We start from the raw sequence: 15,807 nt of genomic DNA, 5'->3' as shown, positions 1-15,807 counted from the left end.
GCAGGGCGGGGTGGCGGGGCGCCCGGGTGCAGGGCGGGGTCGTCGGCGGGGTGCCGCGTCGTCCAGCAGTCGTCAGCGGTCGTCGGGATCGGCCGGGTCCATCGTGCGGGCCATCGCGGCCGCGGGGATGACCCCGCCGACGAAGACCCCGAGGATCGCGAGGCCCCCCAGCGCGTAGGCGAGGCGGTGACCGTCGCCGAACTCCAGGCTCGACGCCCACACGAGCAGCATGCCGAGCGCCATGAGGATCGCCACGAGGGCCTTGAGCGCCGTCGACCGGGCGCGCAGGAGCGTCATCGTCTCGTACTCGTCGAGGTAGCGGGCCGGGGCGGCGTCCTTCATGTCGATCACCGTCCGCAGCATCGACCACGCGGCGCAGATCGCCACGGTCATGGGGATCCACGCGATGGCGATCGGCAGCCAGAAGTAGCTGGTCACCGCGATGGCCGACATCACGGCGATGCACGCCCAGTTGAGGCGGACGAGAAGGCGGCGACGGGCCGGGGTGCGCCACGAGCGCAGGCTGCCCTCCAGTCGGGCGAGTTGCTTCTCGTACCGGAGTTCGGCCGGTGACAGGGTCGCGGCGCCGGGGTCGGTGGTGGTCATGATCGGTCCTCTCGCGGGCGGCGGTACATCTCGGCGGACATGGGCTGGAACTCCTCGCGGGAGAACACGGCCTCGACGGGCAGGTCGAACACCGCGCAGATCCGGAAGGCGAGATCCAGGCTGGGGTAGTGGTCCCCGCGCTCGAGCGCCCCCACCGTCTGGGGGTTCACCGCGATCCGCTCCGCCAGCGCCGCCCGACTCAGGCGGTGCTCGGCGCGCAACACGGCGATCCGATTGAAGATCGGGAGCTTTTCTCCCCGGCGCACTGGACTCATGCAGCTAAGTGTTGTGAAAACACAACGGTTTGTCAATGGCGCGTTCCGAGTAGGCTGGATCACATGAGCAACGGCAGCGTCCACGACATCTCGTTCACCACCATCGACGGCGAGTCCGCCAGCATGGCCGACTACGCGGGCCACGCCGTCCTCGTGGTCAACGTCGCCAGTGAGTGCGGCCTGACCCCGCAGTACGAGGGTCTGCAGGAGCTCGCCGACGACTACCGCGACCGCGGCCTGTTCGTGATCGGCTTCCCGTGCAACCAGTTCATGGGCCAGGAGCCCGGCGACGAGGACACCATCAAGGAGTTCACGTCCGGCAAGTACGGCATCACCTTCCCGCTCGCGGCCAAGGTCGACGTCAACGGCCCCGACCGTCACCCGCTCTACGCCGAGCTCACCAAGGCCGCGGATTCCCGGGGCGAGGCCGGCGATGTGCAGTGGAACTTCGAGAAATTCCTGATCTCCCCGGACGGGCAGGTCGTCGGCCGCTTCCGCCCCAAGGTCGAGCCCGGGGCCCCCGAACTGGTGGAGGCGCTCGAGGAGACACTTCCGATCTGACGGCGTGAGCAGGCCGGACCCGGCCCGGCCATGAGGCGTACACCTCGTCGTCGTCGCCGTGTCACCCCGGTCTGACACGATGCGGCCATGACCCCGCGCCTCATCGTCTCCGTCTCGGGTCTGCGCGATCACACCCTCGACCACGCCGTCGACCTGGTCGGCGAGCTCGAGCGCAGGTCCGTGCCCGTCTCCCTCCTCGTCGCCCCGCGACGGGGCCGGGAGTACGAGCTCGCCGCCGACCACGGCACCCAGGACTGGCTGCGCCACCGCCGCCGGCAGGGCGACGCGATCATCCTCGGCGGATACGACGACGCGGCGACCGGGCTCCGCCGCGCCGAGTTCGCCTCCATCGGCCCCGCCGAGGCCACGGTGCGACTCGCCGCGGCCGACCGGCTCATGGACGGCATGGGACTGCGCACCCGCGTCTTCGCCCCGCCCCGCTGGAACGCCTCCCCGGGATGCCTAAAGGCGCTCCCCGCCACCGGTTTCCGGCTCTGCGCCGCGCTCACCGGCATTCACGACGTGGTCCGCGGAACCTCCGAACGCGGTCGCGCCCTGTCGATCGGGGAGGGATTCGTCGCGGACGCCTGGTGGTGCCGGGCGCTCGTCGCCGCCGCCGGCCGCACCGCCGCCGCCGACGGCCTCGTGCGGCTCAACATCTCCGCCAAGCAGCTGTCCCGCGCCACCCCACGCGCGGCGCTGCTCGACGCCGTCGACCTGGTGACCGGCGAGTACGGCGCGCGCCCCGTGCGCTACGAATGGTCGCCCGCCGCGCTGGTGGGCGTCGCCTGAGCGTTCGGCCGTCCGGCCGCGGCCGGGTAGCATGGACGCCGTGCGCCCCGGCCGGTCCGGGTCGATCCCGCCAAGCCGTCCCAGCGAGGAGTTCCCACGTGGCCCGAGTCGTCGTCGAAGTCATGCCCAAGGCCGAGATCCTCGATCCGCAGGGTCAGGCCATCCACCGCGCCCTCGGCCGCCTCGGCCACGACGGCGTCACCGACGTCCGCCAGGGCAAGCGGTTCGAGCTCGAGGTCGCCGACTCGGTCACCGACGCCGAGCTCGAGGAGATCGCCTCGTCCCTGCTCGCCAACACGGTGATCGAGGACTGGAAGGTCCTCCGCGTGGACGCCGCCGAGGTGGCGTCGTGACCGCACGGATCGGCGTCATCACCTTCCCCGGCACCCTCGACGACGTCGACGCCTCCCGCGCCGTCACCCGCGCGGGCGCCGAGGCCGTCTCCCTCTGGCACGCCGACGCCGACCTCAAGGGCGTCGACGCCGTCGTCGTCCCGGGCGGCTTCTCCTACGGTGACTACCTGCGCTGCGGCGCGATCGCCTCCATGGCCCCCGTCATGGGCGAGGTCATCGGCGCCGCCCGCGGCGGCATGCCCGTCCTCGGCATCTGCAACGGCTTCCAGATCCTGTGCGAGGCCGGTCTGCTGCCCGGCGCCATGGGCCGCAATCGCGACATGCACTTCATCTGCCGCGACGAGTGGCTGCGCGTCGAGAACACCGAGACCGCCTGGACCTCCCGTTTCGAGAAGGGCGCCGAGATCCTCATCCCGCTCAAGTCCGGTGAGGGCCGCTACATGGCGACCCCCGAGACCGTCGAGCAGCTCGAGGGCGAGGGCCGCGTGGTGTTCCGCTTCGCCGGCGACGCCCCCAACGGCTCCACCAACCACATCGCCGGCATCTGCTCGGAGAACGGGCGCGTCGTGGGGCTCATGCCGCACCCCGAGCACGCGATCGATCCGCTGACCGGCCCGTCCGACGACGGCCTCGGCCTGTTCCTGTCCGCGCTCGACGCGGTCGTGAAGGTCTAGCCACCGGACTCAGTCCATAGCGAAGGGCCCGCTGGGATCTCTCCCGGCGGGCCCTTCAGTGTTGCGGGGTGGGTCAGACCTGCGGGTTCCCCAGGGTGCTGCCGAGGTCGGCGCCGATTCCGGCGACGAGGGTCAGCAGCGTATTCGGCAGGTTCAGAACGAAGCCGAGGATGGTGTCGACGGCGGACGAGCCGATGCCATCGAAGCTGCCGAAGGTCTCGATGCTCAGCGGGATGGTGGTGTTGGCGATCGAGCCGGTGATGTCACCCATGGGGGACTCCTTGATGTAGGCGCCCCGGGGGGAGTGGGGCGGGTGCCGGCGACCCGGATGGTCGCGCGTGCGTGACGATTGTGCATCGTGGGACGGGAATGCACTCAAGTTTTGCTTAACTAGTGATCGACATCACTGACTCTCATCGGTGCTGGTTGACGGATCAGGTGGGGGTCGGTCCGCGGTCGAGCGACCATTAACCTGGGAATGCGCTGGGAAACACGTTCCCCCACTCCGGCAGTCAGGAAGGAAGGGCTGCGGGTGTGCGTGAGAAGGGATACGGCCAGGGCCAGCCCGGTCGGGGCAGTCGCCGCGCTCGACGGCGTGCCTCGACAGGCGCGCGGGCAATATCGGGGTCCGGTCACGCAGGACCCGTTTGCGGTACAACCGTGGGATGAGCGAATCCAGCACCCAGCCCGCGTCCTCGTCCGACAAGGCCGCTCGCCCGTACGACATCGTCCTCTACGGCGCGACCGGGTTCACCGGTGGACTGGTGGCCGAGTACCTCATGCGGAACCTGCCCGAGGGCGGCTCGTGGGCCGTGGCCGGGCGCAACCGGACCAAGCTGGACGCCCTCGTCACCCGACTAGCATCCGAGATGCCGGACGTCCCCGCCCCGGGCGTCGTGGTCGCGGACACCGACGACGCGCGGTCGCTGGTGGAGATGGCGCTCTCGGCCCGCGTCGTCATCACGACGGTCGGGCCCTACCTGGAATATGGTGAGCCGCTCGTCGCCGCCTGCGCGGAGGTCGGCACCGATTATGTCGACCTGACCGGCGAGCCCGAGTTCGTCGACCGCATGTACCTCGAGCACCACGACGCGGCCGTCGCCTCGGGCGCCCGGATCGTCCACGCGTGCGGCTTCGACTCCATCCCCCACGACCTCGGCGTGTTCTACACAATGAAGCTCGTCCCCGAGGGGGTGCCGGCGGTCGTGTACGGCGCGGTCCACGCGGACGCCCGGTTCTCGGGAGGCACGTACCACTCGGCGATCGGCCAGTTCGCGCGCCTGCGGGACGCGGCGAAGACGGCGGCGCGGCGGCGCAAGAAGGAGGGGCGCGCGCCCGGGCGGCGGATCAAGTCGGTGACGGGCAAACCGCACCACGACAGCGTGCTGGGCCGGTGGCTGGTGCCGCTTCCGACCATCGATCCGCAGATCGTCCTGCGCTCGGCGGCCGCTCTGGACGCCTACGGCCCGGACTTCACCTACTCGCACTACGCCTCGGTCGGCTCGCCGGTCACGGCCGTGGCCGGGATGGTCGGGGTCGGTGCGATCGCGGCGGGTGCACAGGTCGGTCCCATCCGGTCGCAGCTGCTCAAGAGGATCGACCGCGGGGCCGGGCCGAGCGAGTCCCGTCGGGCGCGCTCGTCGTTCGACGTCACCTTCGTCGCGCTGGCCGGGGGCCGGCGTGTCGTGACGCGGGTCTCGGGTGGCGACCCCGGGTACACCGAGACGTCCATGATGTTGGCCGAGTCCGCCCTGTGTCTGGCTTTCGACGACCTGCCGGCACTGTCCGGTCAGCTCACCACCGCGCAGGCGATGGGCGACGCACTTCTCGAGCGCGTGCAGCGGGGCGGGCTCACGTTCGAGGTGCTGTCCAAGTAGTCGGGTCCGGAGTCGGGCGGGGTGGCGACGCGGGAGCGGATTCGCCTGCAGGTGGGGGCCGACTAGACTCGGGCGTGTGACCTCTCACGTGGACTCCATCTCGCACGCCTCCGCCACCCCTGAGCTCGCCCAGCCGTGGGCTGAACTCGGACTCAAGGAGGACGAGTACGCCCGCATCCGCGAGATCCTGGGGCGACGCCCCACGGACGCCGAGCTGGCCATGTACTCGGTCATGTGGTCGGAACACTGCTCCTACAAGTCGTCCAAGGTGCACCTGCGCTACTTCGGTGAGACCACCACCGAGGAGATGCGCTCCACCATGCTCGCCGGCATCGGCGAGAACGCCGGGGTCGTCGACATCGGTGACGGCTGGGCCGTGACCTTCAAGGTGGAGTCGCACAACCACCCCTCGTACATCGAGCCGTATCAGGGCGCCGCGACCGGCGTCGGCGGCATCGTCCGCGACATCATGGCGATGGGCGCGCGGCCCGTGGCCGTGATGGACCAGCTCCGCTTCGGTCCCGCCGACGCCGACGACACCCACCGGGTGCTGCCCGGCGTCGTCGCGGGCGTGGGCGGTTACGGCAACTGCCTCGGCCTGCCCAACATCGGCGGCGAGACCGTCTTTGACGAGTCGTACGCCGGAAACCCTCTGGTCAACGCGTTGTGTGCGGGCGTCATGCGCGTGGAGGACCTGCACCTGGCCTTCGCCTCGGGCACGGGCAACCGCATCATCCTGTTCGGCGCGCGCACGGGCCTCGACGGCATCGGCGGCGTGTCGGTGCTGGCCTCGGAGACCTTCGACGTGGGCGAGGACGGCGCGCCGGTCAAGCCGCGCAAGCTGCCCAGCGTCCAGGTGGGCGACCCGTTCATGGAGAAGGTTCTCATCGAGTGCTGCCTCGAGCTGTACCGCGAGAATCTCGTCGTGGGCATCCAGGACCTCGGCGGCGCCGGCCTGGCGTGTGCGACCTCCGAGCTGGCCGCGGCGGGCGACGGCGGCATGCACGTCGTGCTGGACAACGTCCCGCTGCGCGCGGAGGGCATGAGCGCCGCGGAGATCCTGTCCTCGGAGTCGCAGGAGCGCATGTGCGCGGTCGTGGCGCCGGAGAACGTCGAGGCCTTCATGGAGGTGTGCCGCCGCTGGGACGTGCTGGCCGCCGACATCGGCGAGGTCACCGACGGTGACCGGCTCACCATCGAGTTCCGCGGCGAGATCGTCGTGGACGCCCCGCCGGAGTCGCTGGCCGACGAGGGCCCGGTGTACGAGCGCCCCGTCGAGCGCCCCGCGGACCAGGATGCGCTGCAGGCCGACACCACCGCCGGTCTGGCCCGCCCGGCGACCGGGGACGAGCTGCGCCGGACGCTGCTGGACATGGTCTCCAGCCCCGCGCTGTGCTCGCGCAAGTTCATCACCGAGCAGTACGACCGCTACGTCCGCGGCAACACGATCCTCGCCGAGCACGCCGACGGCGGCGTCCTGCGGATCGACGAGGAGTCGGGCCGGGGGATCGCCCTCTCGACCGACGCCTCGGGCCGCTACACGCGGCTCGACCCCTACACCGGAGCGCGGCTGGCGCTGGCGGAGGCCTACCGCAACGTCGCCGTCACCGGCGCCACCCCGGTCGCGGTGACCAACTGCCTCAACTTCGGCTCGCCCGAGGACCCGGGCGTGATGTGGCAGTTCCGCGAGGCGGTCCACGGCCTGGCCGACGGTTGTGCTGAACTGGGGATCCCGGTCACCGGCGGCAACGTGTCGTTCTACAACCAGACCGGCACCACGCCGATCCTCCCGACCCCCGTCGTGGGCGTGCTCGGCGTGATCGACGACGTCGCCCGCCGCACGCCGACCGCGTTCGGCGACACCCCCGGCGAGAGCATCTACCTGCTGGGGGAGACGCGCGACGAGTTCGACGGCTCGATCTGGGCCCAGGTCGCCCACGGCCACCTCGGCGGCACGCCCCCGACCGTGGACCTGAAGTGGGAGGCCACGCTCGCCCGCATCATGGCGACCTGTTCCAAGGACGGCCTCGTCACCGGTGCGCACGACCTGTCCGAGGGCGGTCTCGCCCAGGCACTGGTCGAGGCGGCGTTGGCGGGCGAGTGCGGCATGCGCATCGTGCTCCCCGAGGACGCCGACCCGTTCGTGTGGCTGTTCTCCGAGTCCTCCGGTCGGGTCATCGTCTCGGTGCCGCGTGGCGAGGAGATCCGCTTCCAGCAGATGCTCACCGCCCAGAACATCCCGCACGCCCGCATCGGCGTCACCGATCCGGAGCCGGAGACGTTCGAGGTCCAGGGCCAGTTCACCCTGACGATCGACGAGCTGCGCGAGGCCCACGAGGGGACGCTGCCGGCACTGTTCGGCGTCGACCCCGTGTGACGGGCCGCCGTAGAGGGCGGGGCCGGGGGTAGCCGGGCACATGCGCGATCTGCGGAGGCGTGAACGTGTGCTGGCGGTGGTGCTCGCCGCGACCGCCGGGTTCGTCGACGCGGTCGGTTTCCTCGTGGTGGGCGGCTACTTCGTGTCCTTCATGAGCGGTAACTCCACCCGCATGGTCGTCTCCCTCGCCGACGGTGACCTCGGCGCCGCCGGGATGGCCGCCGTCGTGCTGGTGTCGTTCTTCACCGGGGCGGCCGGCGGCGCGGTCGTGACCCGCCGCCGGAACCTCGACGACCGGCCCGCCGTATTGTCCCTGGTCGCCGTGTTGTTGGTCGCGGCGCTCGTCCTCCACCGGACCACCACCGCCGCGGTGTTCGCGGTTCCCCTGTCCGTCGCGGTCGCGGCCATGGCGATGGGGGCGATGAACTCGGTGTTCCACACCGGGGGCGAGGTCTCGCTGGGCGTGACCTACATGACGGGTGCGGTGGTCAAGTCCGCGCACCGTCTGGTCGACGCGGTGGCCGGCGGGTCGTGGGCGCCGTACCGCCAGCAGGTGGCGCTGTGGTCGGCGCTCGTGCTGGGCGGCGTGGCGGGGGCCCTGCTGCATGTCGTGCTGGGGGCCGACGCGCTGGCGCTGGCGGCGGCGGTCGTGATCGGGACGGTCATCGTGTCCGTCCGGCTGCGAGCCCGGGATCACCGCACGCCCTGACGGTCGGGGCGCGATCGGGGTCCGCTCGGGCCCGGCCGGGCGCTATCGTCGAGCCATGTCCACCAGCGAGCGCACGTCGTCGGTCGTCGGCGGCGGCAGCGGTGGCCCGGTGCCGCCCTCGTCCGGCGGTCGTCCGGGGCCCGCCGGGCCGCCGGTCTACGTCAGCCCGCCGTCCAAGGTCCGCGATGACACGGTGCGCCCCCCGCTGCCCGGGACGGTCGTCGACACCGTGTTCTTCGCGGCCGCGACCCTCGCGGCGGCGTGGTTGGGCTGGCGGCTCCTCGACGATGTGTGGCACCACACCTGGTGGCACCTGTTCCTGCTCATCCCGTTCTGGGCGCTGGTGGCCTACCTCGTCCTGCCGCGGCTGCAGACCCTCATCACGTCCGTCTATGTGCCCGGGTACTTCATCGCGCGCACCCGGACGTCCGACGGCCTGCTGGGGGATCCGGTGAACCTCGCGGTGGACGGCACGGCCCGGCAGATCCACGAGGCGATGACCGCCTGTGGGTGGGTGTTGGCCGACGACGTCACGGTGCGGTCCTCGTGGGGCATCGTGGTCTCGTCGGTGCTGCGTCGGTCGTACCCGTCGGCGCCGGTGAGCCCGTTGCGGTTGTTCGGCCGTCGCCAGTGCCTGGCCTACCAGCAGGAGGTGGAGGGCAACGCGTCGCGGCGGCACCATGTCCGGTTCTGGCGCTGCCCGGACGGGTGGCTCCTGCCGGGCGGCCACCGGGTCCAGTGGCTGGGGGCGGGGACGTATGACCGGGCGGTGGGGCTGTCCCTGTTCACCCTCCAGGTGACGCACAAGATCGATGCGGACATCGATGTCGAGCGGGACTACATCGTCGATTCGATCCGCTACCACGTCCCCGGGGTGGACGTCCGGGTGCTGGAGAACTTCTCGACCGGCTACCACTCCCGCAACGGCGGCGGTGACGCGATCCGCACCGACGGGGACCTGCCGGTGGTGGACCTGCGGGCGGTGCCCGTTCCCGAGGTGTCAGCGGCCGATCTGCCGCCGGGTGTGGTGCGCGCCGCGCGGGGGTACGACGACGTCGCCGCCGAGGGCGGTATCGCGTCGGGTGACGCGGATCGCCCCGCCGATGACGCGGCCCCCGATCCCGGGCACCTGCCGCGTCCCGCCGCGCTGACGGCGGGGTGCGCACTGGTCGCGGGGACCGTGCTGGTGCTGACCGTCCTGGCGCTGCGCGACGTGGTGGGAGGCGCTGATCTCGAGGAGTTCGCCGGTCTGAGCGAGGCCGAGGTGGCGCCGACGATCTGGGTGCTGGCGCTGTTCATCGGCGCCGTCCACGGGGCGATGGGGGTGCTCGCCCTGCTCACGTACGCGGGGTACGGGCGGCCGCGGGTGTGGCTGTTGACGATGACCGTGGTGAGCACGATCTCCACCGAGTACGGGCGCCTGAGCACCGACGCCGAGCAGGACACCTTCCTCGGCGGCTACCCTGTCCTGGCCGTGAACGTTCTCATCCTGTTGTTGCTCACCAGCCAGCCCGCGCGCACGTGGAGTCGGCGTACCGCCCAGGAGCGCCGCGCACGCCGTGGGGCTCTGCCCGCGGGTGTCCCGGCGTCGGGTGTGACGGCGGGGGCCCCGACGTGAGCCGGGTCCCCGACGCCGCCGTGGTGCGTGCGGCCGTGGAGGCGGTGACCCCGTGGCTCGACGACGACGAGACGAATGCGAAACCCGCCCGGTCCGCGTTGGCGGCGGCGGTCCGCGGCACCGTGGAGAGCCTCGCGGCCGAACTGCCGGGGCGTTCGGTGGAGGTCAGGGTGCCCCCGTTCGCCGCGGCGCAGTGCGTGGAGGGGCCCCGGCACACGCGGGGGAGCCCGCCGAACGTCGTGGAGACGGACCCGCGGACCTGGTTGGAGCTCGCGACCGGAAGGGTGACGTGGGAGACCGCGTTGAGCGAGGGGCGGGTGCGGGCCTCCGGTACGCGGGCGGAGGCGGTCGCGGCGGGTCTGCCCGTCGTCCGGCGGACGTGATATCCCCCGCGGACTTGGGGCCACGGGGGTCGGAGACCGTAGACTCGGGGTGCACCGTCGGGGTCCGTCCGGGCGGGGAAGCCCCAAATCCGTGAGGGAGCACCAGCAGGTGGGAAGTAGTTCGTCACGTCCGGCCCCGACCGGGTCACTCCGCCGTACCCGCGGTCCCGCGCTCGTGGGGCTCGGGCTGCCGGATCCGGCCGTCCCCGGGCCGGCCGGCCTCCCGGTCGACGCCGAGCGCATCGGCCCCGTCGAGGAGTGCGGCGTGTTCGGGGTGTGGGCCCCGGGCGAGGACGTCGCCAAGCTCACGTACTACGGCCTGTACGCACTTCAGCACCGCGGCCAGGAGGCGGCCGGCATCGCGGTGGCCGACGGTGAGCAGGTGCTGGTCTACAAGGACCTGGGCCTGGTCAGTCAGGTGTTCGACGAGAAGACGCTGGAGTCGATGCACGGCCACGTGGCGGTCGGCCACTGCCGATACTCCACGACGGGCGCCGCGACCTGGGACAACGCCCAGCCCATGTTCCGCCCCACCACCGAGGGCGGCTCCGTGGTCCTGGGGCACAACGGCAACCTGGTCAACACCCGCGAGCTCAAGCGGCACGCCACCGCGCTCGGTATCAGCGGTTACACGGAGGACAGCGCCCACTCGGACTCGGACATCGTCTCGACCCTGCTCGCCCACGAGGCGCGGGAGGGGGGACTGGAGGAGGCCGCCGCCCGCCTGCTGCCGCGGCTGCGCGGGGCCTACTGCCTGACCTTCTCCGACGAGAACACGCTCTACGCGGCCCGCGACCCGCACGGTGTCCGGCCGCTCGCGCTCGGGCGTCTGGAGCGCGGGTGGGTCGTCTCGTCCGAGACGTCCGCTTTGGACATCGTGGGCGCGTCGTTCGTGCGGGACATCGAACCCGGCGAGCTCATCGCGATCGACGCGGACGGTGTGCGCTCGCGCAAGTTCGCGGCCCCCACGCCCAAGACGTGTGTCTTCGAGTACGTCTATCTGGCCCGGCCGGATTCGGTGATCAACCAGCGCCTGGTGAACTCGGCCCGCGTGGAGATCGGCCGGCGGCTGGCGCGCGAGCACCCGGCGGAGGGTGACCTGGTCATCCCGGTCCCCGAGTCCGGTACGCCCGCCGCCGTGGGGTACGCGCAGGGGTCGGGCATCCCGTTCGCCCAGGGGCTCACCAAGAACGCCTACGTGGGGCGCACGTTCATCCAACCCAGCCAGACCATCCGGCAGTTGGGGATCCGCCTCAAGCTCAACCCGCTGCGTGAGGTGATCCGCGGACAGCGTCTCGTCGTGGTGGACGACTCGATCGTGCGCGGCAACACGCAGCGCGCGCTCGTGCGGATGCTGCGCGAGGCCGGTGCACTGGAGGTGCACGTCCGGATCGCCTCGCCGCCGGTGCGGTGGCCGTGCTTCTACGGCATCGATTTCGCCAGCCCCGCGGAGCTCATCGCCAACGGCGTCGACGCGTCGGACGGGATGCTCGAGGGGGTGCGCCGCGCGATCGGCGCGGACAGCCTCGGGTACGTCTCCGTCGACGGCATGATCGAGGCGAGCGGCCAGCGCAGCGACGAACTCTGCGCGGCGTGCTTCGACGGGCACTATCCCATCGAACTTCCCGACGACTCGGCGATGAGCGCGGCCGTCCGTGCGCTGGCCGCCGAGGTCGACGGACCGCAGATCGACGAGACCACGGACGACAGCCCGGGCGTGGACGTCGTCCACGGGCTCTGACCGGGACGTCGTCGACCGCCGACCCCCACCGGGCGCCCGAGAACGGCGCCGACGAGGAGAGACACCACATGACCGAGATCCCACAGCCCCCGACCGGCGCCTCGTACGCCGCCGCCGGCGTCGACATCGACGCGGGTGAGCGCGCGGTCGAGCTGTTCGCGCCCCACGCCAAGCGGGCGACCCGGCCGGAGGTGATGGGTGGACTCGGCGGTTTCGCGGGCCTGTTCTCGCTCAAGAACACCTACCGTCAGCCGCTCCTGGCCTCGTCCACGGACGGCGTCGGCACCAAGATCGCCGTCGCCCAGGCGATGGACATCCACAACACGGTCGGCATCGACCTCATCGCGATGATCGTCGACGACCTCGTGGTGTGCGGCGCCGAGCCCCTGTTCGTCCAGGACTACATCGCGATCGGCAAGGTCGTGCCCGAGCACGTCGCGAGCATCGTCGAGGGTATCGCGGAGGGGTGCGTGCGGGCCGGTTGCGCGCTCCTGGGCGGGGAGACCGCCGAGCACCCGGGCCTCATGGCGCCGGGGGAGTACGACATCTCCGGCACCGGCGTGGGCATCGTCGAGGCCGACGAGATCCTGCAGGCCGAGAACGTCCGGCCCGGTGACGTCATCGTCGGGATGGCCTCCTCAGGTCTGCACTCCAACGGGTACTCACTGGCCCGGCACGTGCTGCTCGACCTCGCCCGCCTGCCGCTGGAGGGGCACGTGGAGGAGTTCGGCCGGACCCTGGGTGAGGAACTGCTCGAGCCGACCCGCATCTACGCGCTCGACTGCCTGAGTCTCATCGCGGAGACCGACGTCCGCGTGTTCAGCCACGTCACCGGTGGTGGCCTGGCCGAGAACCTGGCCCGCGTCATGCCGCGGGGCCTGGTCGCGCGCCTCGACCGCGGTCGCTGGCCCGTGCCGGCGGTGTTCGGCACCATCGCCCATCACGGCCGTGTCGAGCAGGCGGAGATGGAGCGCACCTTCAACATGGGTATCGGGATGGTCGCGGTGCTGCCGGAGGAGGACGCGGATCGCGCCCAGGCCGTCCTCACCGCCCGCCACGTCGAGAACTGGGTGATCGGCCGTGTGGAGAAGGCCGGCGAGGACGCCGACGCGCCCCGCGTGGTGCTCGAGGGGTCACACGCCCGGTTCTGAGCGCCGCACGCGGAACGCAGAACGACCGCGACCCGGCCGGGGCAGTTCCGGCCGGGTCGCGGTCGTTCAGCGTGAGTCCCCGCCCGCGCCACATGTGCGGGCCGGACATCCGGAGGGGATGCCCGGCCCACGAGAGGTCTGGCGGGAGCGGGGGTGGTCAGTACCTGGTGTCGCCGCCGGACCACGACCCGTAGGGGTCGTCGTCCTCGTCGGTGCTGAGCCGTGTCGACGACCCCCCACCCGACAACTCCTGCTGGAGACGTTCTAGGTCCGTCTGCGGAGTGTTGTACTTGAGTTCGCGAGCGACCTTGGTCTGCTTCGCCTTCGCGCGGCCTCGGCCCATTGACCTGACCCCCTCGGAAACGGTGCTGGGCCACCTCGGGGGTGCCCATTGCAAGTGTGAGTATCTGCCTGCCCACAGGATAGCGTGCCCGGGGCGGAATGTCCGCCCGGGTGTCGTGGAGCGGTCGGCGGGTCGGCCACACTCGGGGGTGGGCGGGCCGTCAGGCCTGGCCGCGGAGCCGCCGGATGGCCTCGCGGCCCGCCTGCGGGCCGCCGTCCCGCGGTGCGGTGTCCGGGTCGACGGCGGCGTCGACGCCGCCGATCTCGAGCGCCGAGTCCATGGGGACCGCGCGCTTGATCAGGGCCAGCGCGACCGGGCCGTCCTCGTGGTGCTGGACCACGGTGCCCACGCGCCCGACCGGTCGGCCCGCCGCGTGGACCTCGGCCCCGACCGCGGGGAGCTCGTCGCCACCGGAGCCGTCGAGTTGCAGCCGCACAAGAACGCGAGGGGAGCGTCCGAGGTTGTGGACCCGGGAGACCGTCTCCTGACCCCGGTAGCAGCCCTTGTCCAGGTGCACGGCGCCGCGCTCGGCGACGCCGCCGATCCACGTGGGGATCTCGTGGGGGATCGTCTTCTCGTCGGTGTCCACGCCCAGGCGCCCCCTCGGCGGGGTCGTCCCGGCGACCCGGAGCGCCTCGAACGCCCAGGAACCGGCGGGCCGGGCACCGGCGTCGACGGCCACCGCGAACCACTCGGTCAGTGCCGCCCGGGGGACCACCAGGTCGACCGAGCCGGCCTGCGGCCAGGGCATGCGGCGGGCGATCCCGCCACCCGGGAGCGGCACGCCCGCGTAGTCGGCGGTGGGCAGGTCCACGGCGACCCCGTCGGGGGAGGTCAGCGTCGAGGGCAGGGCCGCCCCGGCGAGGGTGAGGACGGCGAGGTCGGCGGCCGCGGGCGCGGCATCGGCCCAGAAGACCATCTTGGTGAGGAACTGCAGCAGCGCCTCCCCCCGGCCGGGCTCGGTGTCCACCACGAGCGTGCCGTCCACGTCCGCGATGACCGCGTGGTGCTCGACCCGGCCGTTGGCGTCCAGGACGAGGGTCTCGCCCCCGCCGCCGTCGCCGATCTCGGTGACATGCTGGGAGACGAAGCCCTCGAGCCACGTCAGTCGTTCACCACCGGCGATGGTCAGCACGTCACGGTGGGAGCGGTCGACGACGATGGCGCCGGACTCGGCGGCCCGCTGCTCGCCGAAGGGGTCGCCGTAGTGGTGGGGGACCCCGGCGTCGGCCGAGTCGGCGGCCGCGTCCACCGCGCCGGGGCGGGCCAGGATCGGGCTGCGGTAGCGGCTGTCGGTCCGGTCGGGCACAGCTGGATCGGTCACGAACGCGAGTGTACGTACCACGTCGTAGGGTGGGGCTCATGGGCATTGCAGCGGGAACGGCGGACGTGCGACCTGACGACGCGCGGGTCGTCGTCCTGGTCTCGGGCGGGCCGGAGGGGCCACGCCCGCGGGTCCACCCGGCGGGCGAGCCCCTGCTCCTCGCGGACGACCTCGCGGCGGTGCGCGGAGACGGCTGTTTCGAGACCCTGCTGGTGGTGGGTGGCCGGGCGGCCAAGCCGGAGCGGCACCTGGCGCGACTGGCGAGGTCGGCGGCCGCCCTCGATCTGTCCGGGCCCTCGGAGGAGGCGTGGCGGTCGGGGATCGACCTGGCGGCCCGCGAGTGGGGCGCGGACTCCGAGGGGATGCTGCGCCTGGTGCTCACGCGCGGGCCCGAGCGCGGGGGGGCGGAGACCGCCTACATCACCGTCGCCCCGGTCAGCGCGTCCGCGAGGCGGGCCCGGGCCGAGGGGATCGCGGTGACGGCCCTCGGTCGGGGGTACGCCTCGGACGTGGCCGGCTCCGCCCCGTGGCTGTTGCTGGGGTCCAAGACGCTGTCGTACGCCTCGAACATGGCGGCCCTGCGGCACGCGGCGGCCGGGGGGTTCGACGACGTGATCTATCTGTCCTCGGACGGCGAGGTCCTCGAGGGTCCGCGGTCCACGGTCGTGATCGCCCGCGGAGGTGAGCTGGTGAGCCCGCCGGCGGAGGTCGGGATCCTCGAGGGGACGACCCTGGCCGCGATGGCCGACGTGGCCGCACGGGAGGGCGTGCCCGTGCGGCGGGAGCGGCTCCTGCTCACCGACCTGGTCTCGGCGGACGCGGTGTGGCTGCTGTCCTCGGTGACGCTCTACGCGCGGGTGCGCAGGATCGACGACACCACCCTGCCGACGGCGGATCCCGGGATCGACGTGGCGGGCATGGTCGACCGGGCGGTCGGGCGCGCCTGAACCGTCACACCCCGCTCCCGTCCGGTCGTGCCGGCGGGGGCGGGGTGGAGTCGGTCGTGACCGGCGTGGGGAGGGG

The 15,807-nt window shown here is 72.2% G+C and carries 17 protein-coding genes; 12 read left to right on the top strand and 5 right to left on the bottom strand.

Annotated elements, in window-relative coordinates; genetic code table 11:
- Positions 1-72 precede the first annotated feature (72 nt).
- Together RWK90_RS12950 and RWK90_RS12945 are read right to left on the bottom strand one after the other, a co-directional pair.
- Positions 73-606 carry a hypothetical protein gene (locus RWK90_RS12950; protein ID WP_314038035.1) on the bottom strand — a complete coding sequence of 178 codons (534 nt, stop codon included), beginning with the start codon at positions 604-606 and terminating at the stop codon, positions 73-75.
- On the bottom strand, positions 603-881 hold the full coding sequence (locus RWK90_RS12945; RefSeq protein WP_314038034.1) for a helix-turn-helix transcriptional regulator: 279 nt from the start codon (positions 879-881) through the stop codon (positions 603-605). Before RWK90_RS12945 ends, RWK90_RS12950 begins: the two co-directional genes overlap by 4 nt.
- A gap of 63 nt (positions 882-944) precedes the next feature.
- Between RWK90_RS12945 and RWK90_RS12940 the strand changes: the two genes are divergently transcribed.
- The 4 genes from RWK90_RS12940 (at position 945) to purQ (ending at position 3,261) form a co-directional block, all read left to right on the top strand.
- A complete protein-coding gene (locus RWK90_RS12940; RefSeq protein WP_314038033.1) occupies positions 945-1,442 on the top strand; it encodes a glutathione peroxidase in 498 nt (165 codons plus the stop codon).
- Positions 1,443-1,529: 87 nt separating this feature from the next.
- Positions 1,530-2,234 carry a DUF2334 domain-containing protein gene (locus RWK90_RS12935; RefSeq protein WP_314038032.1) on the top strand — a complete coding sequence of 235 codons (705 nt, stop codon included), beginning with the start codon at positions 1,530-1,532 and terminating at the stop codon, positions 2,232-2,234.
- A gap of 98 nt (positions 2,235-2,332) precedes the next feature.
- On the top strand, positions 2,333-2,587 hold the full coding sequence (gene purS / locus RWK90_RS12930; RefSeq protein ID WP_314038031.1) for a phosphoribosylformylglycinamidine synthase subunit PurS: 255 nt from the start codon (positions 2,333-2,335) through the stop codon (positions 2,585-2,587).
- Positions 2,584-3,261 (top strand): phosphoribosylformylglycinamidine synthase subunit PurQ, encoded by a 678-nt coding sequence (gene purQ, locus RWK90_RS12925; protein WP_314038030.1) that lies wholly within the window; start codon positions 2,584-2,586, stop codon positions 3,259-3,261. The genes purS and purQ overlap by 4 nt, the downstream gene beginning before the upstream one ends.
- Before the next feature lie 73 nt (positions 3,262-3,334).
- Here the strand turns inward: purQ and RWK90_RS12920 are convergent, their stop codons facing one another.
- Positions 3,335-3,532: a hypothetical protein gene (locus RWK90_RS12920; protein ID WP_314038029.1), complete on the bottom strand. Its 198-nt coding sequence runs from the start codon at positions 3,530-3,532 to the stop codon at positions 3,335-3,337.
- Between the two features lie 394 nt (positions 3,533-3,926).
- On the opposite strand from RWK90_RS12920, the gene RWK90_RS12915 reads away from it, so the two are divergent.
- The 7 genes from RWK90_RS12915 to purM all read left to right on the top strand — a co-directional run bounded on the left by RWK90_RS12915 (position 3,927) and on the right by purM (position 13,117).
- A complete protein-coding gene (locus tag RWK90_RS12915; protein WP_314038028.1) occupies positions 3,927-5,138 on the top strand; it encodes a saccharopine dehydrogenase NADP-binding domain-containing protein in 1,212 nt (403 codons plus the stop codon).
- Between the two features lie 76 nt (positions 5,139-5,214).
- Positions 5,215-7,515 (top strand): phosphoribosylformylglycinamidine synthase subunit PurL, encoded by a 2,301-nt coding sequence (purL, locus tag RWK90_RS12910; protein ID WP_314038027.1) that lies wholly within the window; start codon positions 5,215-5,217, stop codon positions 7,513-7,515.
- Positions 7,516-7,555: 40 nt separating this feature from the next.
- Positions 7,556-8,224, top strand: a complete 669-nt coding sequence (locus RWK90_RS12905) for a DUF1275 family protein (RefSeq protein ID WP_314038026.1) — start codon at positions 7,556-7,558, stop codon at positions 8,222-8,224.
- Positions 8,225-8,279: 55 nt separating this feature from the next.
- Positions 8,280-9,842 (top strand): LssY C-terminal domain-containing protein, encoded by a 1,563-nt coding sequence (locus RWK90_RS12900; RefSeq protein WP_314038025.1) that lies wholly within the window; start codon positions 8,280-8,282, stop codon positions 9,840-9,842.
- Positions 9,839-10,225 carry a sterol carrier family protein gene (locus RWK90_RS12895; protein WP_314038024.1) on the top strand — a complete coding sequence of 129 codons (387 nt, stop codon included), beginning with the start codon at positions 9,839-9,841 and terminating at the stop codon, positions 10,223-10,225. The genes RWK90_RS12900 and RWK90_RS12895 overlap by 4 nt, the downstream gene beginning before the upstream one ends.
- A gap of 109 nt (positions 10,226-10,334) precedes the next feature.
- Positions 10,335-11,966, top strand: coding sequence for an amidophosphoribosyltransferase (purF, locus tag RWK90_RS12890; RefSeq protein WP_396230337.1), 1,632 nt, complete (start codon positions 10,335-10,337; stop codon positions 11,964-11,966).
- Between the two features lie 68 nt (positions 11,967-12,034).
- The gene (gene purM, locus RWK90_RS12885) at positions 12,035-13,117 is read left to right on the top strand and encodes a phosphoribosylformylglycinamidine cyclo-ligase (RefSeq protein ID WP_314038023.1); all 1,083 of its coding nucleotides are present in this window, start codon (positions 12,035-12,037) and stop codon (positions 13,115-13,117) included.
- 157 nt (positions 13,118-13,274) lie between these two features.
- On the opposite strand, the gene RWK90_RS12880 is transcribed toward purM, so the two are convergent.
- Positions 13,275-13,460 (bottom strand): DUF3073 domain-containing protein, encoded by a 186-nt coding sequence (locus tag RWK90_RS12880; protein WP_314038022.1) that lies wholly within the window; start codon positions 13,458-13,460, stop codon positions 13,275-13,277.
- A gap of 160 nt (positions 13,461-13,620) precedes the next feature.
- Entirely contained in the window at positions 13,621-14,784 is a 1,164-nt protein-coding gene (locus RWK90_RS12875; RefSeq protein ID WP_314038021.1) for a folate-binding protein, read from the bottom strand.
- 38 nt (positions 14,785-14,822) lie between these two features.
- Between RWK90_RS12875 and RWK90_RS12870 the strand changes: the two genes are divergently transcribed.
- Positions 14,823-15,731: an aminodeoxychorismate lyase gene (locus tag RWK90_RS12870; RefSeq protein WP_314038020.1), complete on the top strand. Its 909-nt coding sequence runs from the start codon at positions 14,823-14,825 to the stop codon at positions 15,729-15,731.
- Positions 15,732-15,807: the final 76 nt, after the last annotated feature.

The organism is Dietzia sp. CH92, assembly GCF_032248695.1.
GTDB lineage: Bacteria > Actinomycetota > Actinomycetes > Mycobacteriales > Mycobacteriaceae > Dietzia.
This window is presented reverse-complemented; position numbering and strand designations above follow the sequence as displayed.